This is a genomic window from Citrobacter sp. Ce129, from assembly GCF_030334545.1.
GTDB classification, from domain to species: Bacteria; Pseudomonadota; Gammaproteobacteria; order Enterobacterales; family Enterobacteriaceae; genus Citrobacter; species Citrobacter europaeus.
This window is the reverse complement of the sequence record NZ_JAOWDS010000063.1, coordinates 27,020-41,292: the sequence shown is the minus strand read 5'-3', so window position 1 is coordinate 41,292 and position 14,273 is coordinate 27,020. Positions and strand designations below refer to the sequence as shown.

Below are 14,273 nucleotides of genomic sequence, written 5' to 3'. Positions count from 1 at the left end.
TTACCGGCCTGCTGACCATTCACACCGGTTGCGAGGGTACCGCTGTTAACCAGGTCGCCCCCCACCGTGAACAGGAGGTTGTCGCCGGTCCCGGTTCCCACCTGCAGCACACCGGCGTTATTCACATGACCTGCAACGCCCCCCGTGCCCGAGAGCATCCCCGCAGCCGCAATGTTGACTTCGCTACTGGCCAGCGTGACCGGAGATGTACCGTCCCCCAGTACCAGGCCGCCCTGCTCAATCTCCGTTTTGCCCGTCCAGGCGGCGTTATTGCCGACGGTAATGGAGCCGGCTCCCAGCTTGGTCACATCGCCGCTACCATAAACCTCGTTATTAAGCTGCCAGTCGGTATTACTGTTCAGCACCAGTGAACCGCTGTTGCTCACCTCTGCGCTGCCCAGATTTTCTGCTGTGAACGCGGTGAGCCGGGAATCCGCATCCACAGCAAATTGCCCCGTAAAGGCGCTGTTGTTGCCCACCAGCGCGACATCGCTTTCGCTGACTTCAACCCGTCCGGCATCGCTGATGCTGTTGTAAAGCGCGCCTGCGGCCTTGCTCATCGTCAGCGTCCCCGCCGCCACAATATCGCCGGTGCCAAGGCCCAGCGTCGTGTTCATCAGCACGCGCGCGCCTTCTGCAATGGTCGTTTTTGCCGTCAGCGTGCTGTTTTCACCGGTGATGGTCAGCGTGTCGCCATTGATGTTCAGCGCGCCGCTTCCGGTCAATATTCCATCAGCTGTGCCACCCTGCTGCAGGGTCAGGCTACCGCCATTGATGTTCAGCAGTGAGTCAGCCGCCGCCGTCAGCTTACCGACAGTCTGGCTATAACCGTTCATGTCAAAACCGGTATCAGCGGCCAGGCGCAGTTCGCTGGTCTGTCCCAGAACATTATCGTTTTTCATCAGCAGGTTGCCGCTGCGTACATCGGTGATACCGGTGTAATCGTTATCCATATTCGACAGCGATACCGTCTGGCCTCTGGCGCTGTCAAACGCCAGATCGCCAGTGCCGGTCACGCGGGCGCTGAGATCTGCGGCATTACCGGTATTCCCTTCGGCATTGAGGGTTAGGGCATTATTCCCTTGCGCAAGTAATTCGAGTTGGGTCAGACCATAATTGATGTAAAGTCCATCGCCATTTTCACCACTTGTCAGACGATAATCGTAAACACCATTTGCCACGGTCTCACCATTCTGAGTAATGTGAGATGTCTGGGCATTAGAAACCACATTACCATTCTGATCGACCAGGCTAAGATTCCCCGCACTACCTGTAACCGTGCCGTAGCTATCAGCCAATTTAACCAGGACGTCACCTTCATCCTGCTGGAGCAAAGGTAAAGTTGTGTCAGGATGCTGCGGCGTGTTCTCAAAATCGCCACCAGTACTAATTTGAATTTGCCCGCTACCGGTTAAATTCAGATCGTTTTCCGTCTGAATGAAACGATCGCTAAGCGTATCGCCAGGAGAAACAGCACCAAAAATTAATGTCCCGCCATTAAAGGCCAGACCACCAATGTTTTGTGTTCCAGTTCCAACCGATGTAGCGTTGCCAGTACCCACGGTAAGCGTGGCATTCGTTAACGCAGACGTATTGTCTGCTTCTAATGCGAACAGATTATTATTGAGAATCACATTCCCTGCGAATTCAGAACCCGTGGTATTGCTAAAGTTAAACGCATTACCATTATTATCAGCAACAAGATATCCGGCTCCGGTTAACTTATTATCAAAGCTGAACCCATTGTTTGTTGTCGCGAGCAAGCGTCCGCCACTGCTGATATTTACATCACCGGTACCGAAATTATTCTGCGTAGAGGACACCGCGGTATCCGTTGAAGCAGTGCCCGTTACTTTCCAGTTACCCGCATAGTTTTGGTTAGTACCGGTTATCTGGGCATTACCAGATACGGTTGAATTACCGCTACCTGATAATATGTTATTGAATGCACTGCCATCAGCATAAGCAATATCCAGTCCGGTATTAGTGTTTGGAGCCGTATTAACAGATACCACACCACTTCCCAGTGCTTTACTATCCGCAATGGAAAGTAAACCACCGCTAATTACCGTCCCACCAGTGTAATTTGACACAGCAGCCAGAGTAGTATGTCCTGATTGTTGCTCCACCGCGCCATCGCCATTAATCGCAATATTGAATAAATAGCCTTCAGTACCAGGTTGAGCCTGATTGATGTTATTGAAAATAACCGTATTCTGGCCATCGCCACTCATTGCTATGCTCTTGGCAGCAATAGAGGAAGGGGCACCATACTTAGCATCACCAATATAAAGCTGGGTAGCGCCGCCGGATACACTGTTTAATGTGATATCATTCTCAGCAGTCACTTTTGAAGCGTGCCCCAGGATCACTTTTGTCACGTTGTCAGCGACTGCTGACGATATATTGAAATCACCATTCGTCGTTATGCCCGTTCCTGTTGCATTCAATATCTGAAGACCCGTACCCCCTACGTTTTTACCAACAACATTTATATCTCCACCAACATTTACCACCGTTGAATAAATGCCTGCAGCAGTACTAACAGCATCAATGTTATTGATTTCAACGTTATTACTGAAAGTAAGATCGCCACCAACGTTGATACCATTCGAAGTTGAATTGTTAGTCGCTAAAAAACTACCGTTCGTAGTATCAAGAGACAGATCGCCGCCCACGTTAAGCTGGGAATTGCCCACCATCATGAACGTGCCGCCACTGGTGTTTTTTACGGTCATGTCACCCGTAACATTAATTTCGGCACCCTGCTCTGAAGAACTGGGATTTGCCAGCCATATGCTATTATGATCTGCAGTAAGACTAATGCTTTCTGCAGTTAACCTAGCCATTGCATTCGCTGATCCAAACATCCAGATAGTCGCATCTGTCGCGCCAGTATTCGTTTTAATATCACCTGCAGAGATAACACCGGCAGTCCCCCCGGATTGCTCCGATGTCAACCCTCCTAATTGGGAACCACCAATTTGCAGCATACTATTATTTCCCATTAATAGTGCACCGCTATTTTCCGCTGTTAAACTGCCGCCATTGATCCATATAGATGTATTTTCATTGGCAGGTGGCGCCATATTTATTGTTGGATTGCCACCTGTAATAATAACATCCGCACCGTTATTTACCTGCACAGTAGAGGTTGTGTTCCATTGCAAACCATCATTTATACTATCTGATGAATTGAATTCAGTATATCCATTGATTTCTAGCGCATTAACGTTCCCTGATAGTATTAATGTAACAACCGTGCTAACAGCTTTAAGATTAAACAGCAAACTGGTGGATTTCGGGGAGAACTGGGTAGTGCTTTTACTTTTCGTTTTACCTTTACCAAACTCCGAAACCACAACCCATAAATTTTGAGCCGAATTCCATATAACACGATAAATCTTGTTCATAATCACCTTCCGAATAAGACCACGAAGCCTTTGTGTTTTGGCTAATTATCATGGCGGTACAGCAATGAATATAACGACACTCAACAGGCATCCTCTCTTTTCTGGTCTTTTCCGCAGAAACATTGAGCAACCTGTACGGGGCGGATACTATTCCCGGCTCACAAAAACATCCATTTATATCGATAATTTGACGTATTATAGATACTTTATCTTACTTATATGACAGAAACAGTCATTAACACCAATTCAGTTTAATGCAAAGACAACGCAGTGTTAATGATTTGTATAGATAAATTCCACATAGCTGTTACCACGCTAACTCCACAGCATAAATTTACGAACAAAAAAGTGCAGTTCGTTAGAATTACGTAAATTATATTTTCGCGCAATAGCGATTGTTATCGCCTGGAAAAACTTAACGTCAATCCTTGCTAATTTAGCAGCTTCGCTGACGCTATTTGCAGCCAGTAATAAATGAATAACATATATCTCTCGTCGGGTTAATGTCTTAAGTTGTCTGATGCTTAGTATTTTATCGATTACCTTACGGGAGTGATTTTTTTGTCCCCTGAAGATACATAAACGCCACTTGTAGAAATCATCTGTCATTTCCAAATCTACTAGTGTTCCAAGTAACCGGGAGAGCCATAATCCCCGTGAGATAGTAATTATTCTAGTATCTGCACAGACTGATTCAATTGCACGATAAAGCGCATCCAGTGTAGGAAATGAATCTACATCGCAGAAACACAATATTTTCTCTGTAAAACTCGCTTGCATCAAAGCGTCTATAGAACAACGAAGGTAAGTATCCTGAGTAAAAACAATATATTTTTGTTGCAGCAAACCAATAACTCCTGTCGTTTTCTAATTCCTGAATTTCCGTTCAGGAATCGATACTGTAGATGAGAAATCTTGTAATGTATTTACTTTTAAAAATGACACCTTCATTATAATCGGCATGCACAATGTCAGTTATTTATACTAATAAAAAATTAATTTATAGATGTTTTGGCCATAAAGATATCTGGCAGCACAGTCTGTAAAATATAAAATACAAAAAATCCACCATCGTTTCAGTAGATCATACTGTGTTGTTAAGATCAGATCCTGACCGAACTATTGGGAAAATAGTAAATATTGCTTCAAAGGAAGAGATATTTGCTATATCGAAGACAGGAATGAAAAATAGATAACGGGAGGGTTGATAAGAAAGTTCACTGGGTCTACGAGGATACTGATATCGGGTTAAGCCGATAATGAAACTGCCAGCAATCTATACTTAAGCTGCAAACATGAGCACATAAGCCGGGCAATTAAGAATATGTTTCAAGAAGTTGATATACAACGAACGTCTGAGTAAAAACCTCTATTAATCAGCTCGTTGTATTGGATATCCAGCAACAAACAATTATGATTAGACTATTTCTAACCAGTGTGGTTAAGCTTGTTGAAGGCCATTCAAATCGTTAAGCATCCGCTTGAGACATTTGATTTTATTCTTATCGCGAACTGACTGTGAAAGCTTACTGAGTTGAAAAAACGTTTTGTCACCAAACCCGTCAATGACTTTGAAGCGATACTCCTGACGCTCGCTGTCCCAGGCGTAAACAATGTTTTTACAATGCAGAGAGTTAATAATGACTCTGGTGCTGACAAACCATGCTAAAAAAGCATTCAGCTTCTGTAATTTACTGTCATCGAGTTCTTTTTTCACGGCGAGCTGATAAAGAGTTTGCGCAATATTGCCATGTTCATCGCACTCCTTCACAGTGATCTGCCCTACTCCTTTGTTTGTTTCAACAAGACCTTCGATCTTTTGCATATAAAGCGAGTCAGTTTGATGGTTAGGCTTGCACTCTTTGAGATCGCGGAAGACTTCACGTAATTTGCTTTTATAGTTAGCTATATCTGAAATAACGATTTTGATCAGCAGCTTGCTATCCTGAGGATGCTGAAAGACGTATCGGTCGTTACCTCTTGCCAGCAAGTCTTCATCTGTCAATACAAGCTCTTGTTTCATAATAGTTTTTGACTCTTACCCTAAGGAAAATGAATTCGCCTCAACTAACCTGCGTCAGTGAGTTCTGCCAGTTAAAACTATTATGTATCCATGTATTTCAATGGTAGTTAAACGAGATGCGTATTCACCCAGTTCATTTTTCTAATTGCCGCTATCACATCTTCATTACGCCGAATCCATTTGCTATCTGATGGTACTGCACACGAACTGAAGTAAATGAATCTTCTGGTAACCAGGGAGACGGGTAAATCTGTTTTGAACTCCCCGGCAAATAATATAGATAAAAAAAAGCGCGTCTGTCGACGCGCTCTTTACTTTTAGCCTGCTGCCAGTTATTTCAGGTATTCACCGCTGCGCAGCGCTTCAATACGTTTATCCAACGGAGGGTGAGTCATAAACAGCTCACTCAGCGATTTGGATTTACCGTTGATGCAGAACGCCATCATGCTGGTCGCTTCCTGCGGCTCATAGCTGGTTTTCAGACGCTGCAGCGCGGCGATCATTTTCTCACGCCCCACCAGTTTTGCTGAACCGGCATCCGCATGGAATTCACGGTGACGTGAGAACCACATGGTAATAATGCTCGCCAGAATACCAAATACCAGCTCCAGCACCGTCGCCACTGCAAAGTAAATCAACGGGTTGCCGTTACTGCTCTCACCTTCATCGCGGTTTCCACCCATAAAACCAGCGGCAATTTGCGCCAGAATACGTGAGATAAAGATAACGAAGGTGTTCACCACCCCTTGAATGAGCGTCATGGTAACCATATCGCCATTGGCAATGTGGCTGATCTCGTGCGCGATGACGGCTTCGGCTTCATCCGGGCTCATGTTTTGCAACAGGCCTGTACTCACAGCCACCAGCGAAGCATCCCGGCGCGCACCGGTAGCAAACGCGTTAATATCTGGCGCATGGTAGATTGCGACCTGTGGCATGGCGATCCCGGCCTGACGAGCCTGATTCGCTACCGTATTCATCAGCCAGCGTTCCCTTTCATTGCGGGGCTGTTCGATTACTTCCCCACCAACGGACTTTAACGCCATCCACTTGGACATCAGCAGCGAAATGAAGGAACCACCAAAACCAAACAGCAGTGCCATGATCAACAAGCCTTGAACGCTGCTTGACTGAATCCCTGTCAGGCTCAATACCAGCCCGAAAACGACCATCACAGCCAGGTTCGTCAGCAGGAAGAGCGCGATTCGCATCATAATTTTCTTTTAACCTCAATTTAACAAAACGCACTATGCGATTACCCATATCGTATGGGTCTTATGGCTATTTTCAAGCATCCATAGGTGCTAAGTCACCAGAAAGACACAACTTTACATTTTATCGTATCAGACTGACGTCTTCATGCGTTTGTTAAAAAAACAGGCACAATTTCTTGTGCCTGTTTAAGGTTATTTACCGGTTGCGGGCTGTTCCGCTGGCTTTTCTTTTTCAAGATGCGCCAGGTCGAGCGCAATTTTTACCGTTTCATCCAGGTACGGATCGGGTTCCTGGTAATCCTTCGGCAGATCGTCCAGTTTCTTCAGCAGCGGTTTGCCTTCGCGCTTAAACCGATCGTTGATACGCGCCAGACGCATTGCGTCATCTTCGTTATTCTCTTTCTCACGCTGAGCGTAATTGAGAGATGCGATGTTGCGTTTATCCTTCAGCGCATTGAAACGCGCAATGTCCTTCATGATGTACTGGAACTCAGGATCGTTGGCAATACGCGCATTGTGCTCTTTCAGCAATTCAGGACCAAACGGCGTCAGGTTATCTGATTTGGTGTAGGTCGCAGCATCAATGCTATCCCACGGCAGCGCGTTGTCTTCAAACTTCTCACCGGTTTCAGTTTCTTCATTGCCTGTCGGCATGATGATGTCCGGCGTAACGCCTTTACGCTGCGTACTGCCACCGTTTACACGGTAGAATTTCTGGATCGTATACTGAACAGAACCGAGCGCCGGCCATTCCGGACGCAGCATCTGATCGTAAATACGGTTCAGGGAGCGATACTGCTGTACGGTGCCTTTCCCGAAGGTTGGTTCACCAACGATTAGCGCACGACCATAATCCTGCATTGCCGCGGCAAAAATCTCTGATGCCGAAGCACTGAAGCGATCGACTAACACCACCAGCGGGCCTTTGTAGTACACAACGCCGTCGGTATCGCTGTCTTCACGCACTTTACCGTTATTGTCACGAACCTGAACCACCGGGCCAGAAGGAATGAACAGACCGGAAAGTGAAACGGCTTCGGTTAGCGCGCCACCGCCGTTGGTGCGCAGATCGATAATGATGCTGCTGACGTTCTGTTTTTCCAGCTTCTGCAACTGAACTTTGACATCATCCGTCAGGCCAACATAGAAGCCAGGGATATCCAGTACGCCAACTTTTTCTTTGCCAACGGTTTTCACGGACATTTTCACGGCGCGGTCTTCGAGGCGAATACGTTCACGCGTTAACGTTACGGTGCGCGTCTTGGTACCTTTACCAGCGGGCAGGATTTCAAGGCGAACTTTGCTGCCCTTAGGTCCTTTGATCAGCGCCACGACGTCATCAAGACGCCAGCCAATCACGTCAACCATACCTTTTCCGGTCTGGCCCACGCCGACAATACGGTCGCCAACGCTTATCGCTTTGCTCTTGGCTGCCGGGCCACCCGCTACCATGGAGTTAATGACGGTATAGTCATCATCCATTTGCAAAACCGCGCCAATACCTTCCAGAGACAGGCTCATTTCAGTATTGAACTGTTCGGTATTGCGTGGAGACAGATAGTTAGTATGCGGGTCGATTTCACGGGCGAAAGCCGTCATCGCCAGAGAGAACACATCTTCGCTATTGGTCTGCGCCAGACGGCGAATCGCAAACTTGTAGCGACGCGTCAGCGTTTCACGAATTTCCGCATCGGTTTTACCGGTCAGCTTCAGGCTGAGTTCGTCAAATTTAACCTTGCCGTCCCACAGCGCGTTAAGCTCTGCTTCGCTTTTCGGCCATGGGGCTTTGCTCCGGTCGAGGTTAAAGGTGTCGGTACCGGTGAAATCCATTGGACGAGCCAGTACGCTTAATGCGTACTGATAACGCTCAAATCGACGTTTTTGCGCCAGATTATAGAGATCGTAAAAGACATCCAGTTTACCGGTACGCAGTTCATCGCCGAGGACCGTTTTCTTTTTTGCATACTGTTCGATATCGCTCGCCAGCAGCACGTTGTGGCTGTAGTCGAGCAGATTCAAATAGCGGTCAAAAATTTTTGCCGAAAACGCCTGATCCAGGTCGAACTGGCGATAGTGTGAACGCGTAAAACGCGATGTCACACGTTCGCTTACCGTCGCATGCTGGGTTTCTTCCTTTAATACGGGGATTTGATCGGCACGCGTGATATCTTCTACAGCAAGTGCCTGGCCTGCTAATGCAAGCAGACCAGCTAACGCAGTAAGCCTAAAAAAAGTGTTCATGCCAGGCCTGGCCTCCGTTTCAGAACACCAGGTGTTCTGCGCGTACAATCAAAGACATACCCGAATTCAGCTGTACACGGACGCCATCTTTGGTGATTTCTAATACGGTGGCATCCATCGCATTATTACCTGCTTTCACCTTCAGAGATTGCCCTACCGTCAGTACTGAAATATCAGATACCGGGGTATGCTGTTCTTCACGAGGAGCACGCGGTGCTTTTGCTGCTGGTTTTTCAGCGCGAGGTTTACGCTCAGCGCCTTCTTTACGACGCGGAGCAGGACGCGGCTTACGCTCACGACGCGGTGCGTCTTCTTTTTCACCGGCAGCAGCGGCCGCTTCGCGTTTTTTCGCCTGTTGCTCTGCACGTTGCGCCTGAACGCGGGCTTTAGCTTCTTCGAGCTGTTTGCGGGCATGTTCAACGTGCTGCTCATCCAGCTCACCACAAGGGTTGCCGTCAAGATCGACACGCGTTGCGCCCAATTTTACGCCATACAGATAGCGCCAGCTTGAAGTATAGAGACGTAAGGCAGAGCGGAGCTGCGTCTTGCTGAGGTTCATTTCGCCCTCAACACGCTCTACCAGATCCTGAAAAATGCCAATTTTCAGTGGGCGCGCTTCGCCTTCCGCACTAAAACACTGCGGGAAGCGTTCGGCCAGAAACGCGATGACTTCTTTACTGCTATTCAACTTAGGTTGATTTTCCATGAAATTTCCTGATTACAACGGACGTAGCCAACAAGCGCAGGCATGAACAGGCGACATTATAATGACGTCATCAGTAATTGCTACGTTATCCGTTGATTATCCTGCGACGCGCGCAAAGAATTTTTTGTAATCCGTCGTTGCAAGCACGGTTTCAAGCGCTGCCACCAGCGTTCGCAGCCCCTGTTCATCCTCTTCACTGAAGCGGCCAAACGCCGTGCTATCGATATCAAGCACGCCGATCATCTGATTTTCGACGGTGATTGGCAGAACGATTTCTGCATTGCTGGCGGCATCGCATGCGATGTGCCCGTCAAAAGCATGAACGTCCTCAATGCGCTGCACCTGGTTCTGCGCTACTGCGGTACCACACACCCCGCGCCCTACCGGGATCCGCACACAGGCGATTTTTCCCTGGAAGGGTCCAAGCACCAGCGTATCGTTTTCGAGTAGATAAAAACCGGCCCAGTTTACTTCTGCAAGACGCTCGTACAACAACGCGCTGGTATTCGCCAGCGTTGCCAGAAAACTGGTTTCACCTGCCATTAATGCCTGAAAATCACGGTTCAGATCCGTGTATAGCTCTATTTTGTTCATTATTTAATCACTTGGTTGTCTTACCTAAAACTGCAGCCTACTAAAATAAACATTAAATGCGTTAATGCTCAAGATCATTCCCGTCATGAGTTAAGATAACATTACTTCAACAATTTGATTCGCGATACATGGCCTTAACGACACCACGCATCACGCCGACTAAAAAAATAGCCATCAGGTCCATTGGTGATGCAATTCCTCGTGCACATTACCATCGTTGCCCTGAATGTGACCTGATCTTTAGCTTGCCTAAAATGCGTTCGCACCAAAGTGCATTTTGCCCACGCTGTCAGGCAAAAATTCGTGACGGACGCGACTGGTCATTAACACGGCTGGCGGCAATGGCTTTCACCATGCTGCTGCTGATGCCCTTTGCCTGGGGAGAACCACTCCTGCACATCTATTTATTAGGTGTGCGCATTGACGCCAATGTGCTGCAAGGTATCTGGCAAATGACCCGACAAGGTGACCCACTCACCGCATCTTTCGTACTGTTTTGCGTTGCCGGGGCACCAATCATTCTGGTTACCTCAATCGCTTATCTATGGTTCGGCAATATTCTTGGCATGAACCTGCGCCCGGTGCTGCTGATGCTGGAAAGACTCAAAGAATGGGTGATGCTTGATATCTATCTGGTTGGTATTGGCGTCGCATCAATCAAAGTTCAGGACTATGCTTTTTTGCAACCTGGTGTGGGGCTGTTTGCTTTTATTGCGCTGGTGATCCTGAGCATTTTGACGCTGTCGCATCTTAACGTTGAGCAGCTTTGGGACCGTTTCTACCCGCAAAGACCGGCTCGTCGGCCCGATGAAAAGCTCCGCGTCTGCCTCGGCTGCCATTTTACAGGTTATCCGGACGCCCGCGGTCGCTGCCCTCGCTGCCATATCCCATTGCGCTGGCGCAGAAATCAAAGTATCCAAAAGTGTTGGGCTGCTCTGCTGGCCTCAGTAGTCCTGCTTTTGCCTGCTAATCTGCTGCCCATCTCGGTAATTTATGTCAACGGCGGCCGACAGGAAGATACGATCCTGTCAGGCATAATGTCACTGGCGAACAGCAACATCGGCGTGGCGGCGATCGTTTTTATCGCCAGTATTCTGGTGCCATTCACCAAAGTGATTGTGATGTTTACGTTGCTCATCAGCATCCATTTTAAATGTGAGCAAGGATTGCGTACCCGCATCAAACTGCTGCGTATAGTGACCTGGATTGGTCGCTGGTCGATGCTGGATCTGTTTGTTATCGCTTTAACCATGTCGCTGATTAATCGCGATCAGATACTTGCTTTTACTATGGGACCGGCTGCGTTTTATTTCGGCGCAGCGGTAATATTGACTATTCTTGCTGTGGAATGGCTGGACAGCCGCTTACTTTGGGATGCACATGAGTCAGGAAACGCCCGCTTCGCAGACTGAAGCGCAGATTAAAACTAAACGCCGTATTTCTCCGTTCTGGCTGCTGCCGTTCATCGCGCTGATGATTGCAGGATGGCTTATCTGGGGAAGCTATGAAGATCGCGGCAATACCGTAACCATTGACTTTATGTCTGCGGACGGCATTGTGCCGGGCCGTACTCCCGTTCGTTATCAGGGCGTTGAAGTGGGCACGGTGCAGGATATCAACCTCAGCAAAGATCTGCGCAAAATTGAAGTCCGCGTCAGCATCAAATCGACCATGAAAGATGCTCTGCGCAAAGATACCCAGTTCTGGCTGGTCACGCCAAAAGCGTCACTGGCCGGGGTTTCTGGTCTGGATGCGTTGGTTGGCGGCAACTATATCGGCATGATGCCCGGAACCGGCGAGCCGGAAGATCATTTCGTCGCCCTCGATACGCAACCTAAATATCGCCTGGATAATGGCGATTTGATGCTGCATCTGCGGGCCCCTGACCTCGGATCGCTCAATAGCGGTTCGCTGGTTTATTTCCGTAAGATTCCGGTGGGCCGGGTGTATGACTACACCATCAACCCAAATCATCAGGGCGTAACTATCGACGTGCTGATCGAACGTCGCTTTACTAATCTGGTGAAAAAAGGCAGCCGTTTCTGGAACGTGTCCGGCGTAAATGCCGATGTCAGCCTCAGCGGAGCGAAGATCAAGCTCGAGAGTCTGGCGGCGCTGGTCAATGGAGCCATTGCTTTTGATTCGCCTGAAGACTCAAAACCCGCGGTGGCCGATGACACGTTTGGTTTATATCAGGATCTCGCGCATAGCCAGCGCGGGGTGATCGTCAAACTTGATTTACCCAGCGGCGACGGACTCAAGGCTGGTTCAACGTCGCTGATGTATCAAGGATTAGAAGTCGGTCAACTGACCAAACTGGATTTAAATCCAGGCGGTAAAGTCACCGGCGAAATGACGGTTGATCCCAGTGTTGTAACGCTGCTGCGTGACAACACGCGGATTGAATTACACAGCCCTAAATTGTCGTTAAGCGATGCAAATATCAGTTCGCTACTGACAGGGAAAACTTTCGAGCTGGTACCCGGCGAGGGCGAGCCGCGTAGCCAGTTTGCCGTGATCCCCGCTGAGAAGTCTTTATTGCACGATCCGGGCGTCATGACGTTTACGCTGACCGCGCCGGAGAGTTACGGTATTGATGCTGGCCAGCCGCTGATTCTCCACGGCGTACAGGTCGGTCAGGTGATTGAGCGCACGCTTTCCAGCAAAGGCGTCTCATTTACCGTTGCCGTTGAACCACAGCATCGTGCCCTGGTGCAAGGTGACAGTAAGTTCGTGGTCAACAGCCGTGTGGATGTCAAAGTAGGGCTTGATGGCGTTGAATTCCTTGGCGCCAGCGCCAGTGAGTGGCTCAGCGGCGGCATTCGCATTTTACCCGGTACCAAAGGTGAAATGAAAAAAAGCTACCCGCTGTATGCTAACCTGGAAAAAGCGATTGAAAACAGCCTGAGCGATCTGCCGACCACCACGGTCAGCCTGAGCGCCGAAACGTTACCTGATGTGCAGGCTGGTTCGGTGGTGCTCTATCGCAAATTCGAAGTCGGTGAAGTGATCAGCGTTCGTCCACGCGCCGATGCATTTGATATCGATCTGCATATCAAACCGGAATATCGCAATCTGTTGACCAGCAACAGCGTATTCTGGGCCGAAGGCGGGGCAAAGGTTCAGCTTAACGGCAGCGGTTTGACCGTACAAGCATCTCCCCTTTCGCGGGCGCTCAAAGGCGCGATTAGCTTCGATAACCTGAGCGGCGCCAGCGCCAGCCAACGCAAAGGCGACAAGCGTATTCTGTATGCTTCCGAAACCGCCGCGCGCGCAGTGGGCGGCCAGATTACCCTGCACGCGTTCGACGCCGGTAAACTCGCTGCCGGCATGCCAATTCGCTACCTGGGAATCGATATCGGCCAGATCCAGACGCTTGAGCTGATCACCGCCCGTAACGAAGTTCAGGCAAAAGCGGTTCTGTATCCGGAATACGTGCAAAACTTTGCCCGAAGCGGTACCCGTTTCTCCGTGATCACACCGCAAATTTCGGCGGCAGGCGTAGAGCATCTGGATACGATCTTACAGCCGTATATTAACGTTGAACCAGGACGCGGTAACCCGCGCCGTGATTTTGAGCTGCAGGAAGCCACTATCACCGACTCTCGTTACCTCGATGGTTTGAGCATTGTGGTGGAAGCGCCGGAAGCAGGTTCGCTGAATATCGGTACGCCAGTCCTGTTCAGAGGCATTGAAGTGGGTACCGTCACCGGGCTGACGCTGGGCTCGCTTTCTGACCGCGTGATGGTTGCCATGCGCATTAGCCAGCGCTATCAGCATCTGGTGCGCAACAACTCCGTGTTCTGGCTGGCATCCGGATACAATCTCGACTTTGGTTTGACTGGCGGCGTTGTGAAGACCGGTACCTTCAATCAGTTCATCCGCGGTGGTATCGCCTTCGCTACGCCGCCGGGTACGCCACTGGCCCCGAAAGCGCAGGCCGGTAAACACTTCCTGCTACTCGAAAGCGAACCAAAAGAGTGGCGTGAATGGGGCACCGCCCTGCCACGTTAATGTATCCACTGCTCCGGCGCGAGTACGTACGCCGGAGCAGTTATGCTACACTGCGCACCTGTTTTTTT

General features: G+C 49.0%; 9 protein-coding genes. 2 read left to right on the top strand and 7 right to left on the bottom strand.

All coding sequences use genetic code 11. The annotated features are described in order from the left end of the window. The 7 genes from OGV77_RS13525 to msrC all read right to left on the bottom strand — a co-directional run. Positions 1-3,413 (bottom strand): ESPR-type extended signal peptide-containing protein (locus tag OGV77_RS13525; protein WP_286502759.1); only part of this gene is annotated, 3,413 nt, incomplete at its 3' end. 315 nt (positions 3,414-3,728) lie between these two features. Further along, complete coding sequence (locus tag OGV77_RS13520) at positions 3,729-4,259, bottom strand: hypothetical protein (protein ID WP_043016675.1); 531 nt, start codon at positions 4,257-4,259, stop codon at positions 3,729-3,731. 595 nt (positions 4,260-4,854) lie between these two features. After that, positions 4,855-5,436, bottom strand: a complete 582-nt coding sequence (locus OGV77_RS13515; protein ID WP_043016676.1) for a YrbL family protein — start codon at positions 5,434-5,436, stop codon at positions 4,855-4,857. Positions 5,437-5,768: 332 nt separating this feature from the next. After that, entirely contained in the window at positions 5,769-6,650 is an 882-nt protein-coding gene (gene htpX / locus OGV77_RS13510) for a protease HtpX (protein ID WP_043016677.1), read from the bottom strand. A 192-nt stretch (positions 6,651-6,842) separates the two neighbouring features. Continuing rightward, complete coding sequence (gene prc / locus OGV77_RS13505) at positions 6,843-8,891, bottom strand: carboxy terminal-processing peptidase (protein ID WP_043016678.1); 2,049 nt, start codon at positions 8,889-8,891, stop codon at positions 6,843-6,845. A gap of 19 nt (positions 8,892-8,910) precedes the next feature. Next, on the bottom strand, positions 8,911-9,597 hold the full coding sequence (proQ, locus tag OGV77_RS13500) for an RNA chaperone ProQ (protein ID WP_003833781.1): 687 nt from the start codon (positions 9,595-9,597) through the stop codon (positions 8,911-8,913). Positions 9,598-9,693: 96 nt separating this feature from the next. Further along, positions 9,694-10,191 carry a free L-methionine (R)-S-oxide reductase MsrC gene (gene msrC / locus OGV77_RS13495; protein ID WP_043016679.1) on the bottom strand — a complete coding sequence of 166 codons (498 nt, stop codon included), beginning with the start codon at positions 10,189-10,191 and terminating at the stop codon, positions 9,694-9,696. Positions 10,192-10,319: 128 nt separating this feature from the next. Between msrC and yebS the strand changes: the two genes are divergently transcribed. Both yebS and OGV77_RS13485 read left to right on the top strand, forming a co-directional pair. After that, positions 10,320-11,603 carry a membrane integrity lipid transport subunit YebS gene (gene yebS, locus OGV77_RS13490; protein WP_043016680.1) on the top strand — a complete coding sequence of 428 codons (1,284 nt, stop codon included), beginning with the start codon at positions 10,320-10,322 and terminating at the stop codon, positions 11,601-11,603. Continuing rightward, the gene (locus tag OGV77_RS13485; protein ID WP_043016681.1) at positions 11,572-14,205 is read left to right on the top strand and encodes a PqiB family protein; all 2,634 of its coding nucleotides are present in this window, start codon (positions 11,572-11,574) and stop codon (positions 14,203-14,205) included. The genes yebS and OGV77_RS13485 overlap by 32 nt, the downstream gene beginning before the upstream one ends. Positions 14,206-14,273 lie beyond the last annotated feature (68 nt).

Coding starts and splice junctions, on each gene's coding strand:
- OGV77_RS13515 (WP_043016676.1), bottom strand. CDS start 5,436: ATGAAACAAGAGCTTGTATTGACAGATGAAGACTTGCTGGCAAGAGGT.
- htpX (WP_043016677.1), bottom strand. CDS start 6,650: ATGATGCGAATCGCGCTCTTCCTGCTGACGAACCTGGCTGTGATGGTC.
- prc (WP_043016678.1), bottom strand. CDS start 8,891: ATGAACACTTTTTTTAGGCTTACTGCGTTAGCTGGTCTGCTTGCATTA.
- proQ (WP_003833781.1), bottom strand. CDS start 9,597: ATGGAAAATCAACCTAAGTTGAATAGCAGTAAAGAAGTCATCGCGTTT.
- msrC (WP_043016679.1), bottom strand. CDS start 10,191: ATGAACAAAATAGAGCTATACACGGATCTGAACCGTGATTTTCAGGCA.
- yebS (WP_043016680.1), top strand. CDS start 10,320: ATGGCCTTAACGACACCACGCATCACGCCGACTAAAAAAATAGCCATC.
- OGV77_RS13485 (WP_043016681.1), top strand. CDS start 11,572: ATGAGTCAGGAAACGCCCGCTTCGCAGACTGAAGCGCAGATTAAAACT.